This window comes from Rhodococcus sp. USK13, from assembly GCF_018343855.1.
GTDB classification, from domain to species: domain Bacteria; phylum Actinomycetota; class Actinomycetes; order Mycobacteriales; family Mycobacteriaceae; genus Rhodococcus_F; species Rhodococcus_F oxybenzonivorans.
This window is the reverse complement of record NZ_CP069242.1, coordinates 4,165,045-4,180,583: the sequence shown is the minus strand read 5'-3', so window position 1 is coordinate 4,180,583 and position 15,539 is coordinate 4,165,045. Positions and strand designations below refer to the sequence as shown.

Genomic DNA, 15,539 nt, shown 5'->3' with positions numbered 1-15,539 from the left:
GGGACCGGAGTGAGGCAGATGGACCTACGAACGCGGATCTTCCGGCTCGTCGCTTCCTGATTCGGCACGCCGGGAGGTGGCCGCGGCAGCCGACCGCACCTGCGGGGCAACCAGCACGACCTGGCCGAGGACGCCGTTGACGAATCCCGGCGAGTCGTCGGTGGAAAGCTGTTTGGCCAACTCGACCGCTTCGTCCACCGCCACGACCGGCGGGACATCGGTGGCATGGAACAGCTCCCACACGGCGATCCGCAGAATCGCCCGGTCCACCGCCGGTAGCCGCTCGAGCGTCCAGTCCTGCAGGTGCGAGGAGATCACCGCATCGATCCGGTCGAGGTTTTCGGCCACGCCGGTGACCACGGTGACGGTGTACGGGGCGACGGGCGCAACGGACTCGTCCTTGCCGGACATGTCCGCCCGCTCGGTCGCGAGATCGACCGGGTCGAGGTCGCGCGCTTCCGCTTCGAAGAGGAAGTCGACGGCGCGCTTACGGGCCTTGTGCCGTGCGCCGAGCTTCTTATGGGTACCGGACACTCAGGAATTCACACGCCCGAGGTAGTTGCCGTCGCGGGAATCCACCTTCAACTTGTCGCCGGTGTTGATGAACAGCGGCACCTGAATTTCGGCACCGGTCTCGAGGGTGGCGGGCTTGGTACCACCGGTGGAGCGGTCGCCCTGCAGACCCGGATCGGTGTGCTTGACCTCGAGCTCCACCGTGACGGGCAGCTCGACGAATAGCGGGACGTCCTCGTGCACGGCAACCTGAACCGCCATGTTCTCGAGCATGAAGCGTGCACCGTCGCCGACCGTCGCCTCGTTGATCGAGATCTGGTCGTAGGTGTCACCGTCCATGAAGATGTAGTCGCTGCCGTCGTGGTAGAGGTACGTCATGTCGCGTCGGTCGACGGTGGCAGTCTCGACCTTGACGCCGGCGTTGAAGGTCTTGTCGACGACCTTGCCCGACAGCACGTTCTTCAGCTTGGTTCGCACGAATGCGGGGCCCTTGCCCGGCTTGACGTGCTGGAACTCGATAATCGTCCACAGCTGGCCCTCGATCTGCAGGACCAGACCGTTCTTGAAATCACTAGTGGAAGCCACTTGCTTCGCGTCTCCTCGATAAGGTCGAAACCGTCTACACGACAGTCAGGTCTTTGGTGGTGAGGGTGAGTAGCTCCGGACCCTGCTCCCGGACCACGAGCGTGTCCTCGATCCGCACGCCTCCGCGCCCGGAGAAATACACGCCCGGCTCGACGGTCACCGCCGCACCGTCCAGAAGTGTACCGGTGCCCAGCTTGCCGATTCCGGGTGCTTCGTGGATTTGCAGGCCGACGCCGTGCCCGAGCCCGTGCAGGAACAGCTCTCCGTAGCCTGCTTCCTCGATCACGCTGCGGGCTGCCGCGTCGACGGCGGTGACCTCGGCGCCCGGCCGCAGGGCGGCACATCCGGCCGCCTGCGAGCGGGCGACCAGGGCGTACACCTCCCGTTGCCAGTCGGCTGCCTGTTCGAGGATGTACGTGCGCGTCATGTCCGAGTGGTAGCCGCCGACCTCGGCCCCGAAATCCAGTTTGACGAAGTCGCCGCGCTGCAGCACCGCCGAGGTGGGACGGTGGTGGGGAATTGCGGAATGGGCACCCGCCGCGACGATCGTCTCGAATGAGATGCCGTCGGCACCGTGATCGAGCATCAAAGCCTCGAGCTCGCGCCCCACCTCTTTCTCGGTGCGTCCCGGCCGGAGTCCGCCACGCTCGAGAAGGTCGGCGAGCGCGGCGTCGGCGGCAGTGCACGCGGCCCGGAGCAACTCCACTTCATAGTCGTCCTTCACCATGCGTAGCTCCTCCACCAGCCCGGGAACCGGTTCCAGACGCGTATCCGGGGCGAGCAGCGACCACGCTGCGAACTCGTCCACCGTGACGACATGACTTTCGAAGGCGAGCGACGACGCTGTCCGGCGGGCGACCGACTCGACGAGGTGGGCGGCGCTGGCGCGGGCGATTTCGGCCCGGAGGTCGGGTACCTGCTCGGCCACCTGGGTGAGGTAGCGCCCGTCCGTGCAGATCACCGTGCGTTCCTCGGCGCCGTCGGCGTCCGCCGCGTCGACGAGCACTGCGGCATTGGACCCGGTGAAGCCGGTGAGGTACCGCACGTTCACCAGATCCGTCACGAGAAGTGCGTCGAGATCGCGGGCGGCGAGCGCCGCGCGCAGTGCCGCGCGCCGCGAACCATGATCAGCAGGCATGAGAGCAAACGTACCGGCATTGCCACCCGCCCCGCTGACGAGGGACACGACCCGCGCGACGGCGCCGAAATCGACCACCATCGGCGGTGAGAACAGGTTGCAGACAGCGCGTCTGTGGGTTAGACCACACGCCGGAAAACCTTCTCGTTACGCTGTGCCCATGAATGCGTGGGTGGTACGCGGCCTCGGGATGGCCCTGATACATATTTTGGTTCGTGTGTTGCTCGGTGCGGCGATCACACAGTGGCCCCTCCAAGGTTCGATCCTGAGGTGGGTGGCACTCCTGGTCGTGGTGTTGGTGGCGTTGATCTGGGCGGGTATCGACGGCATCCGGGACCGGCATCGCAACCCGGACCCCGACCAGGGTGCCGACCTCACCATGCTGTGGCTGAAGGCAGCGTTGCTCGGCGGCATCGTTGCGGGGGTCGGCAGCTGGCTGGCCGATCTGTTGCCCTCCCTCAACGTCACGCAGAACTCGTTCTTCTTCGAAATCACCTCCGGTGCCGCCTTCACTGTCCTGCTCATCTTCGTTCCGGCCATGCTGGCCGTCTTCCTGGGCCGTTTCTTTGCCGGGCGTGACGCCAAGAAGGCATCGCAGGGGCGTGGCGGCGACCGAGATGCCCGGAGGGGCGCCGGATCGGCGGCAGGCGCAGCAGCGGGAGGTACGGCAGCCGCTGCTGTCGCCGACGACAACGGCTATGGGCAGCACTATCCGGACGGAACGCACGACCAGACCGGTTACGCCGATCCCGATGCCGACACCGCGGTTTTCGAACCGGTACACAACTACCGCCAGGACACCTCGGACCTCGATGCCGGCGAGGGGCAGGACACCACCTGGCAGGAACCCGTCGACCTCGGCAAGCGCAACCCCGAAGAGCCGAAACGCGGCGAGTAGACCGCACGGGTCGGTCTGGTCCGAAGGCGCCGCCGCGGCGGAGGTGAGCGGGTGCTCGCCTCCGCCGCGGCGTGCCTCGGCGTCAGAGAAGTGTCGTGTTTCTGGGTCAGAGAAGTACTGCGCCGCCGGCGGTCTCCTCGCGGGCGACGGCCGAGTACGCCGCGACGAGCAAGGACGGGTCGGGGCCCTCCAGACGTCCGGGCTTTGCCAGTCCGTCGAGAACCACGAACCGCAGCACGCCGGCGCGGTTCTTCTTGTCGGTCTGCATTCCCTCGACCAGCTGACCGAACGCGTCCGCGTCGTACGTCGTGGGGAGTCCGACCAGTTCGAGGATCCGGCGGTGCCGATCGGCGGTCTCGTCGTCGAGCCGGCCGGCCAGACGGCCGAGCTCGGCCGCGAACACCAGTCCGACCGACACCGCGGCGCCGTGACGCCAGCGGTAGCGCTCGCGCCGCTCGATCGCATGACCCAGCGTGTGCCCGTAGTTGAGGATTTCCCGCAGATCGGATTCGCGGAGATCGGCCGCCACAACTTTGGCCTTCACCTCCACCGAACGCTTGATCAGTTCCGGCAGCACGGACCCGGTCGGGTCGAGCGCTTCCTCGGGGTCACTCTCGATGAGGTCGAGGATCACGGGGTCGGCGATGAATCCGGTCTTGATGACCTCCGCCATCCCGGCGACGATCTCGTTGCGGGGCACGGTCTCCAGTGTCACGAGGTCGATGAGCACGGCCGACGGCTCGTGGAACGAACCGACAAGGTTCTTGCCCGCCTCGGTGTTGATTCCTGTCTTTCCGCCGACCGCGGCGTCGACCATGGCGAGCAAGGTCGTCGGCACATGGACCACCCGCACTCCGCGCATCCAGGTGGCTGCGACGAATCCGGCGAGGTCGGTGGCCGCGCCGCCGCCCAGGGAGACGACGGCGTCACTGCGGGTGAGTCCGATCCGTCCGAGCACCTCCCAGCAAAAGCCGGCCACGGCCAGATCTTTACCGTCCTCGGCGTCCGGAATTTCGATCCGGTGAGCGTCGATGCCCTTCTCGGCGAGTGCCGCTCGCACTGCCTCCGCCGTTTCGGCCAGCGGCGGCTGATGGAAGATCGCCACCGTCCTGGTTCCGGTGAGCTCGTCCACCAGCTCACCGAGCAGACCGCGCCCGATGATCACCGGGTAGGGGTGTGCCGTCTGCACCTGTACACGTACCGGTTCGGTCACTGTCTGCTCCGCTCCGTCTCGTCCGATGTTCTCGGATCACCTGTTCCGCCGGGGTCGCACCTCATCCGGCAAGCTTCGCGACCAACTGCTGCACCACCCGCGCGGGGCTACGTCCGTCCGTCCGTATCCGAATGGACGCCACCTCGCGGTACAACGGCCGACGTTTGCGCATCAACTCGGCGTACTTTTCGCGGGGGTCGCCACCGGCGAGCAGGGGACGTGCAGTGCTCGTTCCTGTCCGTTTCAGGCCCTCACCCACGCTGATCTCCAGATAGATCACCGTGTGGCCCTTCAGGAGTGCCCGAGTGCGCTCGGACAGTATCGAGCCGCCTCCGAGCGAGACGATACCCTCGGAACTCTCGATCGCCTTGCGGACGATCTCCTCCTCGAGGGCGCGGAATGCGGGCTCGCCGTCTTCGACGAAGATCTCCGCAATGGTGCGCCCCGCTTCCTCCTCGACCGCCGCATCGGTGTCGAACAGCGGCAGGTCGAGGGCCTGCGCAAGACGTCGGCCGATGGTCGACTTACCCGCTCCCGGGGGGCCGACGAGCACAGCTTTCGGTGCCACGGCCCGTCACCGCCTCGTTTCGACGGCGGACGCGGCGGTCATCGCGCGAGCCGCGCGGCGACACCGGAGGCGTAACGCTCGAAGTTCGCGGCCGTCTCGGCAATGGAGTCGCCGCCGAACTTCTCGAGTGCAGCCTGGGCCACAACCAGCGCGACCATGGCCTCCGCCACGACACCTGCGGCGGGCACGGCACATACGTCGGAGCGCTGATGAATCGCGACGGCTTCTTCACCCGTCGACATGTCGACGGTGGAAAGGGCGCGGGGAACGGTCGAGATCGGCTTCATCGCGGCGCGGACGCGCAGTGCCTCACCGTTGGTCATGCCGCCTTCGAGCCCGCCGGCGCGATTCGTGGATCGCAGAATGCCATCGGGACCCGGGCGCATCTCGTCGTGGGCCTGGCTGCCGCGGCGGCGGGCGGTCTCGAAACCGTCGCCGACCTCGACACCCTTGATCGCCTGAATGCCCATGAGCGCCGATGCGAGGCGGGCGTCGAGACGATCCGCGCCACTGATGAACGAGCCGAGACCCACGGGGAGCCCGTGCACGACCACCTCGACGACCCCGCCGAGGGTGTCGCCGTCGCGCTTGGCCGCCTCGATCTCGGCGATCATCGATTCTTCGGCTGCCTTGTCGAATGCGCGCACCGGGCTGGCATCGATGGCCGCGATGTCGAACGCCGTCGGCTCGACACCGACGTACGGATCGGACGCACCGATGGAAATGACGTGTGAGAGCACCTCGACGCCGAATACCTGGCGGAGGAAGTTGCGGGCGAAGGTCGCAGCCGCGACGCGCGCCGCGGTTTCACGCGCGCTCGCCCGTTCGAGAACGGGACGGGCGTCGTCGAAACCGTACTTGAGCATGCCGGAGTAATCGGCGTGCCCGGGTCGCGGGCGGGTGAGGGGTGCGTTCCGCGCCTGATCGGCGAGCAGGTCGGGATCCACCGGATCGGCGGACATGATGGTTTCCCACTTGGGCCACTCGGTGTTGCCCACCTCGACCGCGATGGGCCCGCCGAGCGTCCGACCGTGGCGCACACCTCCGACGATGGTGACCTTGTCGGCCTCGAACTTCATGCGTGCGCCGCGCCCGTAACCGAGACGCCGTCGCGCGAGTTGAGTCGAGATGTCCTGGGACGTCACTTCGACGCCCGCAACCATTCCCTCGAGCATCGCAACGAGGGCGGGACCATGGGATTCTCCGGCAGTTATCCAGCGCAGCACGACCAATATCCTTCCACGTCGCCGCGACCCGCAGTGACGGTGGTCCTCCCAACCCGGCGCGGACCGAAGGCGGCGCTCACGGAAGGTGCGTGGCCAGCAGCGCGAGGACGGTCGCGGCGCACATGGCCGGCCCGTGGGGAACACTCGTCGGAGATGCCGCGTCCGACTCCGGGCGCGAAGGCCGCGAACGTGCCCTGACCAGTGCGACGCACCCCGCAGCGGCCGTGAACGCCGGTGCCAGGAGGGCGGCCCACACCCAGGCTCCTCCCCCACCCAGTGCGGCCAGCGCGCCCACACCCAGCGCGAGCTTGACGTCACCCGCCCCCAGCGATCCGGGCGCGCAGAGATACAGAAGGAGATACGCCGCCGCGAGCAGTACACCCCCGATCACTGCGGCCGGCGCCTGACCGGTAATACCCGCAAGAACGACGACCACCGCGAATCCGGGCAGAGTCAGGATGTTCGGCAATCTGCGTGCACACCAGTCCGTAGCGGCGAGGCTGACGCACCACCATCCCAGCAGGACAGCGGCAGGTACCAACGCGGGTTCCGGTTCCCGGCCCGAGGATCCGCACCACACCGCGACCGCCACGCCCGCAGCGCACGAACTTTCACACCATCCGCGTCGCACGGCCGCGCCGCCGACGAACCTCGTCGCCGTACGCCGCGCGCACCATCCTGCGCCTGCGCCGGCGAGTACGCCGACCGAGATGAGCCACCACATGGACACAGCGTGACCGGTGCTCGCCAAGCCTCGTCGTCGGCGACGTGCAGAAACTCCCTGGCTTGTGGAGAAAACCGGGCCTGTGGACAACTAGCCCAATGCGGCCACCATCGCCTCTCTCGGCGCAGGCCGGCCGGTAAACTGCTCCACTTGCCCGAAGGCCTGGTGGAGAAGCATCGACAACCCGCCGACCACCGTTCCACCGGCAGCCTCTACTGCGGCGGCCAACGGCGTCGGCCACGGGTCGTAGATCGCGTCCAGCACGAACGGCGCCTGTCCGAGGACATCCGCACAGTCGATGATTGCGGCGGACGGCACGGTGCTGACGAGGGCGGCCGCTCCGGCGCACCGCGCGGCAAGTTCGCGGCTGTCGAAGCCGAGGAGTCGAACCTCGAGACCGATCGCCTCGGCACAGGCCAGCGCGCCCGCGGCCCGACCCTCGTTCCGGGCCACCACGGTGACGCTCTTCACACCCATGTCGGCGAGTGCCACCAGCGCCGGCCTCGCCGTCCCACCCGCGCCCACGACCACGGCGTCGGCTCCGGCAATCGTGCCGATCCCGCCCGCGGTCAAAGCACCCCGGACGCCGTCCACATCGGTGCAATCCGCACGCCATCCACCCTCAATGCGAACCAGCGTGTTGGCGGAGCCGATCGTCACCGCGCGCTCGGTCCGCTCGGTGGCGAAGTCGAGCGCCGCAATCTTGCCCGGCATCGTGACCGACAGGCCCACCCATTCCGGGCCGAGACCGGACACGAGACCCGGAAGACGTTCCCCGTCGCACTCGATGCGCTCGTAGGTCCAGTCGGTCAGTCCCAGCGCCCGATACGCCGCGAGATGCAGCTGCGGAGACCGGGAGTGGGCGATCGGGCTTCCCAGGACAGCAGCCTTGCGTGCCGACCTCACGTCACCGTCCACTGTCGAGGATCCCGTTGTTCAGCGCCTGGTCGATGTTGGACAAGTGCTCCTCATAACTCTTGGTGAACAGCGTCGTCCCCTTCGCGTCCACGGTCACGAAATAGATCCAGTCCCCCGGCTCCGGGGATTCGACGGCCTGCAGGGCCGCGATACTCGGCGACGAGATCGGGGTGGCCGGCAAACCGGGGCTGGCGTAGGTATTCCACGGGGTGACCGTCGCCCGATCCGCATCGGTGGTGGCCAACTCCGTCGTGTCGAGCGCATAGTTGACCGTCGAGTCGAACTGCAGCGCCTGGTTGACTGCCAGCCGGTTCAAGATGACACGCGCCACCTTCGCGAAGTCTTCGGGCATCGCCTCCCGCTCCACCAGCGACGCGGCGATGAGCATCCGGTAGGGGGAAAGGCCCACCACGTTTCCCGCGGTGAGGATGCCCGTCTCCTCGTAGCTCGCCGCGCTCTCGGTCACGAGCTTCCGTAGGATCTCGGCAGCACCGGCCGTCGGATCGAAATCCCAGCTGCCGGCCGCGATGAGACCCTCGAGCTGCCGGTCCCGGTCGGGTACGCCGGCAACGGCATCTCTGGCCCAGTCCGGTACCCCGAGTGCGCCGATGTCGCCCGCACCGGCGTTGTTCAGTTCGTCGTAGCTGATGCACCGTTCCTGCCCGGCTTCGCCCAGGCAGCTTGCCTCCGAGATGAGGGTGTAGATCCCCTTCTTCACTGCACCCGTCTGCACGTCGGTGGTGTCGTGGAGCTGACGGCCCTCCGAAATGATCATCTGGCCCACACGCGACGCCGGATCGACGAGTTCTCGGACGGCATCCACGGCAGGGATCTGTGTCGAGAGACTGTAGAACCCGGGCTGCACCGAATTCATCGCAGTGTTCTGGACCGCGGCGTTGAAGAAGGCCGATCCGCTGGCCACCACGTCTCGCTCGGCCAGCGTGGTCGCGATCTCCTCCGCGGTGTCCCCCGCATGGACCTGGACCACGACTTCGGGTCCGCCCGGACCCGGGTAGTCGGCCGGGGCGTCCGGGCCACCGAAAAAGAGCGTGCCGCCGACGAAGACCATTCCCGCCAAGACGACAAGAACGACTGCGGCCGCCAGCGCTCCGAGGATCTTGCCCCTGCGTGCCCGGCCGCGGGACTTCTGCTCGCGTCGCGCGTGCACGCGCGACGGCGGGGCGGGATGCTCGACGGGAATGGCGGCAATGACCTGTGTTTCGGCCTCGTCGAACGCGGCGTCGGCTCTGTCGTACGGTGCGTCATGTCGCCCCTCGACGGAGACATGGTCGTCGACCGGAAGGCCGTCGTACTCGGTTTCGTGAACTTCGTGCTCGTCATACGCGCGCTCGTCATACGCAGCCTGGTCATACGCAGCTTCGTCGTACGCGGACCGGTCGTACGTGTGTTCATGGGCGGGCTCGTCGAGGGGGTCCTCACGGTAGCGATGCACGGGCTCGTGGTGCGCAGGTCCCGAGTGGGCCGCATCCTGGCGCGCGAGGTAGTCGGGACCGGGCTGGTGGTAGCCGTACACACGATCATCGAGCGCGGAATCGGTGTAGCCGGTGCGGTGGTAACCGAGTTCGGCCGCTTCGGCACGGTCCGGGAAATCCGCGCGCTCGGGGCCGGACTCGTACTCGACCGGTTCGTCCTCGTCGAGATAGCGGTGCCGCCGCGGTTCACGGGGAGGATAGTCGAAACCAGGCTGTTCCCCTGCCGGCCGCCGATGATTGCTCACTGGCCCGCCTCCGGTTGCTGCCTGTCCCCGACTGAATCCCCTGCATTCACCGACCTGCTCCGCTCGTCCAACCACCCCTGCAAGATCGCCACCGCCGCGGCCTGGTCGATCACCGTACGCTGGCTTCTCGCACTGACACCGCTCTCGCGAAGCGCCCGCGTGGCGGTGACGGTGGTCAGACGCTCGTCCGCCATCCGCACCGGGATCGGATCCACCGCCCTTCGCAATCGCTTCGCGAACACAGTAGCGATCGAGGCCGCCTTGCCTCGTTCGCCCCGCAAGGTCTGCGGCAGACCGACGATAACCTCCACGGCCTCGTATTCCTCGACTATGTCGGCAATGCGCCGGATATCCGGCGCGTCGGGGCCGCGTTCCTTCGACCGGGGAACCGTTTCGACCGGGGTGGCGAGAACCCCGTCGGGGTCGCTCGAGGCGACTCCGATCCGGACGCTCCCCACGTCGATACCGATGCGTCGACCGCGCCCAGGGTCGTCGACGCCCGGTCGATCCGGACCGCCCTGTTCCGCGCGATGCACCGCTACTGGTTCCCTACCTTGTCCGCCACGGCCCCTCGGACCGCATCGAGCGCCGCCGCGATGCCGGTGGTGTCCGAGCCGGACCCCTGGGCCATGTCCGCTTTGCCCCCGCCGCGACCCCCGATCAGGGGGCCGAACTCCTTCACGAGGTCACCGGCCGCGACTCCGAGTTCCTGCGCCGCCTTGTTGACGGCGACAACGAACGGAACCTTGCCGTCGGCATCGCCGAACAGGGCGACGACAGCCGGCTGCGTGCCGAACCGTCCGCGAATGTCGGTGACGAGACTCCGGAGGTCGTTGCCACCGACACCGGCGGGAGCCGAGTCCGCCACCAGCAGCACCGGTCCCACGCGCTGAGCCCTGTCGAGGTAGGTTCCTGCGGAGGCCAGAACTGCTTGTGCCCGAGCCTGTTCGAGCTCCTTCTCCGCAACGCGAAGCCGTTCGACCAAGGCCTCGACACGGGCAGGCACCTCTTCGGAGGGCACCTTCAGCGAGGACGACAGTCCGGCGAGCAGCGCCCGTTCCTTGGCCAGGTAGCGGTACGAGTCCAGCCCGACGTAGGCCTCCACACGCCGCACACCCGAGCCGACGGACTGCTCACCGAGGAGGGTCACGTTGCCGATCTGCGCCGAGGTTCCCACGTGTGTTCCGCCACACAGCTCCATGGAGAACGGTCCACCGATCTCCACGACACGTACCTCGTCGCCGTAGTTCTCGCCGAACAAGGCCATGGCGCCCATCGCCTTTGCCTTGTCGAGGTCGGTGACGAACGTGTTGACCGCGTAGTCGGCGGCCACGGCCTCGTTCGCCACGACCTCGATGTCCTGCTTCTGCGACTCGGTGAGCGCACCCTGCCACGAGAAGTCGAACCGCAGATATCCGGGCTTGTTCAAGGAACCGGCCTGAACGGCGTTGGGCCCCAGAACCTGTCGGAGGGCGGCGTGGACCATGTGCGTACCGGAGTGACCCTGGGTGGCACCCTTACGCCACCCGGCATCGACCTGCGCCAGAACGACGTCGCCTTCGGTGATCTCGCCTTCCTGGACGGTGACCTTGTGGACCCACAGCTTCTTCGCGATTTTCTGGACGTCGTTGACCTTCACCCGCAGTCCCGGCCCGGTCAACGCGCCCAGGTCTGCGATCTGGCCGCCCGCTTCCGCGTACAGCGGGCTGCGGTCGAGAATGACCTCGACGTCCTGGCCGGTGGCGGCGACGGGAACGCGCTGCCCGTTGGAGATCAGGGCGAGGACACGCGCCTCGGACACCAGTTCGTGGAAACCGGTGAACTCGGTGGGACCGCGGTCGAGAAGTTCCTTGTAGACGGTCAGGTCGGCGTGCGCGTGCTTGCGTGCCTGGGCGTCGTCCTTGGCACGCTGACGCTGCTCCGCCATCAGCGTGCGGAATCCCTCTTCGTCGACCGACAATCCAGCCTCGGCCGCCATCTCGAGGGTGAGGTCGATGGGGAAGCCGTAGGTGTCGTGCAGCGCAAAGGCTTGATCGCCGCCGATGACCGACTTCCCGGAAGCCTTCACGGACTCGGCGGCACCCTCGAACAACTTGGACCCCGAGGTGAGGGTCTTGAGGAACGCGGTCTCCTCGCCGACCGCGACCGTCTCGATGCGGCCGAAGTCGCTGTCGAGGACCGGGTACGAGGGGGCCATCGTGTCGCGTACGACGGTGATGAACTCACGCATGCTCGGCTTGTCGGCACCGAGCAACTTCGCCGAACGCACGATGCGCCGCAGCAGTCGGCGCAGCACGTACCCGCGTCCGTCGTTGCCCGGATTCACACCGTCCGCGATGAGCATGGCCGCCGTACGCGCGTGATCGGCGATCACCCGGAACCGGACGTCGTCGTCGTGATTGACGCCGTACCTGCGGCCCGACAACTCCTCGGCCTTCGCGATCACGGGGCGCACGAGGTCGGTTTCATACACATTGTCGACACCCTGCAGCAGGAACGCGACGCGCTCGACTCCCATGCCCGTGTCGATGTTCTGCTTCGGCAGCGGGCCGAGGATCTCGAAATTGTCCTTGCTGATGCCGAGTCCGCGCTCGTTCTGCATGAACACGAGATTCCAGATCTCGATGTAGCGGTCTTCGTCGGCCTCCGGGCCGCCTTCCTTGCCAAACTCGGGGCCGCGGTCGTAGTAGATCTCCGAGCAGGGCCCGCACGGCCCGGGGATGCCCATGGACCAGTAGTTGTCTGCCATGCCTCGGCGCTGGATCCGCGCCTCGGGAACGCCGACCTCGTCGCGCCAGATGTCGCGGGCCTCGTCGTCGTCGAGGTAGACGGTGACCCAGATCCGCTCGGGATCGAATCCGTAGCCGCCGTCGTCGACGCTGCCGGTCAGCAACGCCCAGGCGTGCTTGATCGCTTCCCGCTTGAAGTAGTCGCCGAAGGAGAAGTTCCCGGCCATCTGGAAGAACGTGTTGTGCCGGGTCGTGATGCCCACGTTTTCGATGTCGAGGGTGCGCACACATTTCTGCACACTGGTCGCCGTCGAGTACGGCGGCGTCTGCTGGCCCAGGAAGAACGGCACGAACTGGACCATTCCCGCGTTGACGAACAGCAGGTTCGGATCGTCGAGAATCAGCGAGGCGCTGGCTACCTCGGTGTGGCCTGCCTTGACGAAATGGTCGAGGAAGCGCCGGCGAATCTCGTGGGTCTGCACGTCAGTGATCCTTATTGTCTGTCTCGAGGGCAACTGCGGGGTGCTGTCCTGCCGGGCACACGGGAGCCCGGCAGTTCGGCAACAATCAGCTTAACCGGCCACCCGGACGGGTCTCGCCACGGACGATGGCACGCAACTTGTCGACCCGGGCCGCAATGTCGCGCTCACCACCGTGCGTGGTGGGTTGGTAGTAGTCGACGCCGACCAGTTCGTCCGGCGGATATTGCTGGGGCAGCACGCCGTCCGGGTGGTCGTGGGGATAGCGGTATCCGACGGCGTTGCCGAGTTTCGCCGCACCCGCGTAGTGCCCGTCGCGCAGATGCGGGGGCACCAGGCCTGCGTTGCCCGCGGCGACGTCGGCCATCGCCGCTCCGAGCGCAGCGATCACCGCCCCCGACTTCGGTGCGGTGGCGAGGTGGATGGTCGCCTGGGCGAGCGCAAGGCGGGCCTCGGGCATGCCGATCAGCTGCACGGCCTGGGCGGCCGCGGTGGCAGTCTGCAGTGCGGTCGGATCGGCCATCCCGATGTCTTCACTCGCGTGGACCACCAGCCGACGCGCGATGAAGCGCGGGTCTTCCCCCGCGGTCAGCATCCGCGCGAGGTAATGCAGTGCGGCATCGACGTCGGAGCCACGGATCGATTTGATGAAGGCACTGATGACGTCGTAGTGCTGGTCACCGTCGCGGTCGTAGCGGACCGCCGCCTTGTCGACGCTGGCCTCTACCGTGGCGAGGTCGAGCAGAATCGGCCGATCCGCATCGCCCGCCTGGTCGAGGGCAGCCCCTGCGGCCGCCTCGAGCGCCGTCAGCGCTCGACGCGCATCGCCCGCCGCCAATCGGACCAGATGATCCAAGGCATCGCCCGCGATCTCGATCTCACCGCCGAATCCACGCTCGTCGGTGCGCGCCCGCTCGAGGAGTTCCTCGATATCGCCGGGCGTCAACGACTGCAGTTGCAGCACCAACGACCGGGACAGCAGCGGTGACACGACCGAGAAGGACGGGTTTTCGGTGGTCGCGGCAACGAGGAGCACGATCCGGTTCTCCACGGCAGCGAGCAGGGCGTCCTGCTGGGTTTTCGAGAACCGGTGTACCTCGTCGATGAACAACACCGTCTGTTCCCCCGCGAGGAGGCGCCGCCGCGCGAGTTCGATGACGCCGCGCACTTCCTTCACACCCGCGGACAGCGCGGACAACGCCTCGAATCGGCGGCCCGTCGCCCCCGAGATGAGTGAGGCCAAGGTTGTCTTGCCGGTACCGGGAGGGCCGTACAGCAGCACCGACGCTGCTCCGGAACCCTCGACCAGACGCCGTAGCGGCGCTCCGGGCCCCAGGAGGTGCTGCTGTCCGACCACCTCACCGAGAGTGCGCGGGCGCATCCGCACCGCGAGTGGTGCGTGAGGGTTGACAGCCACGTGTCCGGGACCGGATTTCGGCGCGGGTTCCACCTCGGGCCGCACAGTCTCGAACAGTCCGGCCGACTCGTCCTCGCCCAACTCCGAACCGAAATTATCGCTCACAAGTTCGACGCTACTCGGAACGCGTCGCGGAAACCCACTCCGGTCTGCCAGTCGGCGTCACCCGACAGACAAACCTCGAAGCTTGTCGGCAACGAGGCGGGCGTGGTGGGCGACCACCGTGTTCCCGGCGTGGTCGGCGCTTCGGGCCAACCTGTCCCAGCGCTGCGTCAGGGCTTCGGACCGCGGAACCGACAGGTGATGCTCGCGCACGGCGGCGATGCGACTGTGATTCTCCGGAAGGAACAGATACGTGCTGACCCACACCCAGATGAGCTGCGCTTCGACCATGCGGGTGGCCAGCACGTTGTCGTCGGCGAGCGCGGGCCACATCCCCACGACCTCAGCGCGCCAGGCCTCGATCATGGCCTGCGTCCGCTCGTCGGACAGTTCCACGGTGCAGAGGCAACCGGGGAAGGAGACCAGTGCATACGCGATGTCGAGCATCGCGTCGCGGAAGCCACCCCACTCGTAGTCCAGGAAACGAACACCCTCGTCGTTGACCATGATGTTGTCCGGGCACAGGTCCGAGGGGCTGAACGCCCGGAATCGGCCACTGTCGAACAGCTTCGCGGCGCGCGCCACCTGCGCCGTCATGTCCGCGGACACGTCGACACCCAGGATCCGGGAGAGAAGGCGGGGCACCTCGGGAACCGCGCGGTGAACCTGCTCGGCGACGGTGTCGTCACAGTGCGCCACCTCGGCGCGGCGAAGAAGGGCGGTGAAGTCCTCTTCGCGTCCCACCGTGGCCGCGTGCATACGGCCCAGCGCCTGTGCCATGGCCATCAAAGTGTTGGTGACCGTATCGGCGTCGGAATGCTCGAGCAGGGCACTGATCGGCGAGGCGTCACCGAGGTCGCTGAGAACGAGGAGTCGCGCCTCGAGGTCGGAGGCGAGCAGTTCGGCGCCCGGCCTGCTGTCGGTCGCCAGTGCAGTGGCGAATTGGTACGACACGGCTTCACGGAGGAACGCGCTACTGCTGTCGCCCGACAGGTCGTCGGGATCGACCGTCCGTGAGCCGGACACGCCGACGTCCTCACGCAGTTGCTTGATCACCAACGTCCGCGGAAGGGAGAACGGATTCTCGGCCACGCGTACGCGGAGCACGATGGTACGACCACTACCGCCGAGGTCGACGGGGTCTACCAGTGTCACGGGTGCCCCGGTACGACGCGTGAGCAGCTTCTCGGCTGCGGCAACTACCTCGGAAACGGGGTCGGCCAGTATTGCAGTCATCGCGGTCCAACTTACCTGCTAGTGACACGGATCATCGAGTCCTCCGCCGGAAGCC

General features: G+C 67.3%; 14 protein-coding genes. 1 reads left to right on the top strand and 13 read right to left on the bottom strand.

Annotation, left to right across the window (positions count from 1 at the left end; translation table 11 throughout):
• Nucleotides 1-24: 24 nt before the first annotated feature.
• The 3 genes from nusB to JQT59_RS21750 are packed head-to-tail and all read right to left on the bottom strand — an operon-like array spanning nucleotide 25 to nucleotide 2,236.
• Nucleotides 25-534: a transcription antitermination factor NusB gene (nusB, locus tag JQT59_RS21760; protein WP_213571962.1), complete on the bottom strand. Its 510-nt coding sequence runs from the start codon at nucleotides 532-534 to the stop codon at nucleotides 25-27.
• Nucleotides 535-1,098 carry an elongation factor P gene (gene efp / locus JQT59_RS21755; RefSeq protein WP_109330289.1) on the bottom strand — a complete coding sequence of 188 codons (564 nt, stop codon included), beginning with the start codon at nucleotides 1,096-1,098 and terminating at the stop codon, nucleotides 535-537.
• Nucleotides 1,099-1,132: 34 nt separating this feature from the next.
• Nucleotides 1,133-2,236 carry an aminopeptidase P family protein gene (locus tag JQT59_RS21750; RefSeq protein WP_213571961.1) on the bottom strand — a complete coding sequence of 368 codons (1,104 nt, stop codon included), beginning with the start codon at nucleotides 2,234-2,236 and terminating at the stop codon, nucleotides 1,133-1,135.
• A 160-nt stretch (nucleotides 2,237-2,396) separates the two neighbouring features.
• On the opposite strand from JQT59_RS21750, the gene JQT59_RS21745 reads away from it, so the two are divergent.
• A complete protein-coding gene (locus JQT59_RS21745) occupies nucleotides 2,397-3,134 on the top strand; it encodes a B-4DMT family transporter (RefSeq protein ID WP_213571960.1) in 738 nt (245 codons plus the stop codon).
• Between the two features lie 106 nt (nucleotides 3,135-3,240).
• On the opposite strand, the gene aroB is transcribed toward JQT59_RS21745, so the two are convergent.
• From aroB to JQT59_RS21695, 10 genes are all read right to left on the bottom strand, one after another.
• Nucleotides 3,241-4,347, bottom strand: coding sequence for a 3-dehydroquinate synthase (aroB, locus tag JQT59_RS21740; RefSeq protein ID WP_213571959.1), 1,107 nt, complete (start codon nucleotides 4,345-4,347; stop codon nucleotides 3,241-3,243).
• A gap of 61 nt (nucleotides 4,348-4,408) precedes the next feature.
• Nucleotides 4,409-4,915, bottom strand: coding sequence for a shikimate kinase (locus JQT59_RS21735; RefSeq protein WP_109330295.1), 507 nt, complete (start codon nucleotides 4,913-4,915; stop codon nucleotides 4,409-4,411).
• 38 nt (nucleotides 4,916-4,953) lie between these two features.
• Nucleotides 4,954-6,141, bottom strand: a complete 1,188-nt coding sequence (gene aroC / locus JQT59_RS21730; protein ID WP_109330297.1) for a chorismate synthase — start codon at nucleotides 6,139-6,141, stop codon at nucleotides 4,954-4,956.
• Between the two features lie 76 nt (nucleotides 6,142-6,217).
• Complete coding sequence (locus JQT59_RS21725) at nucleotides 6,218-6,865, bottom strand: prepilin peptidase (RefSeq protein ID WP_213571958.1); 648 nt, start codon at nucleotides 6,863-6,865, stop codon at nucleotides 6,218-6,220.
• Nucleotides 6,866-6,955: 90 nt separating this feature from the next.
• Nucleotides 6,956-7,771, bottom strand: a complete 816-nt coding sequence (locus JQT59_RS21720; RefSeq protein WP_502939727.1) for a shikimate dehydrogenase — start codon at nucleotides 7,769-7,771, stop codon at nucleotides 6,956-6,958.
• 1 nt (nucleotide 7,772) lies between these two features.
• Nucleotides 7,773-9,521, bottom strand: coding sequence for an endolytic transglycosylase MltG (locus JQT59_RS21715; RefSeq protein WP_213571956.1), 1,749 nt, complete (start codon nucleotides 9,519-9,521; stop codon nucleotides 7,773-7,775).
• Nucleotides 9,518-10,057 (bottom strand): Holliday junction resolvase RuvX, encoded by a 540-nt coding sequence (ruvX, locus tag JQT59_RS21710; RefSeq protein ID WP_109330305.1) that lies wholly within the window; start codon nucleotides 10,055-10,057, stop codon nucleotides 9,518-9,520. Before ruvX ends, JQT59_RS21715 begins: the two co-directional genes overlap by 4 nt.
• Before the next feature lie 2 nt (nucleotides 10,058-10,059).
• A complete protein-coding gene (alaS, locus tag JQT59_RS21705; RefSeq protein WP_213571955.1) occupies nucleotides 10,060-12,732 on the bottom strand; it encodes an alanine--tRNA ligase in 2,673 nt (890 codons plus the stop codon).
• A gap of 85 nt (nucleotides 12,733-12,817) precedes the next feature.
• Nucleotides 12,818-14,251, bottom strand: a complete 1,434-nt coding sequence (locus JQT59_RS21700) for a replication-associated recombination protein A (RefSeq protein WP_213571954.1) — start codon at nucleotides 14,249-14,251, stop codon at nucleotides 12,818-12,820.
• Between the two features lie 57 nt (nucleotides 14,252-14,308).
• Nucleotides 14,309-15,484 (bottom strand): phosphotransferase family protein, encoded by a 1,176-nt coding sequence (locus JQT59_RS21695; RefSeq protein ID WP_159922713.1) that lies wholly within the window; start codon nucleotides 15,482-15,484, stop codon nucleotides 14,309-14,311.
• Between the last annotated feature and the right edge of the window lie 55 nt (nucleotides 15,485-15,539).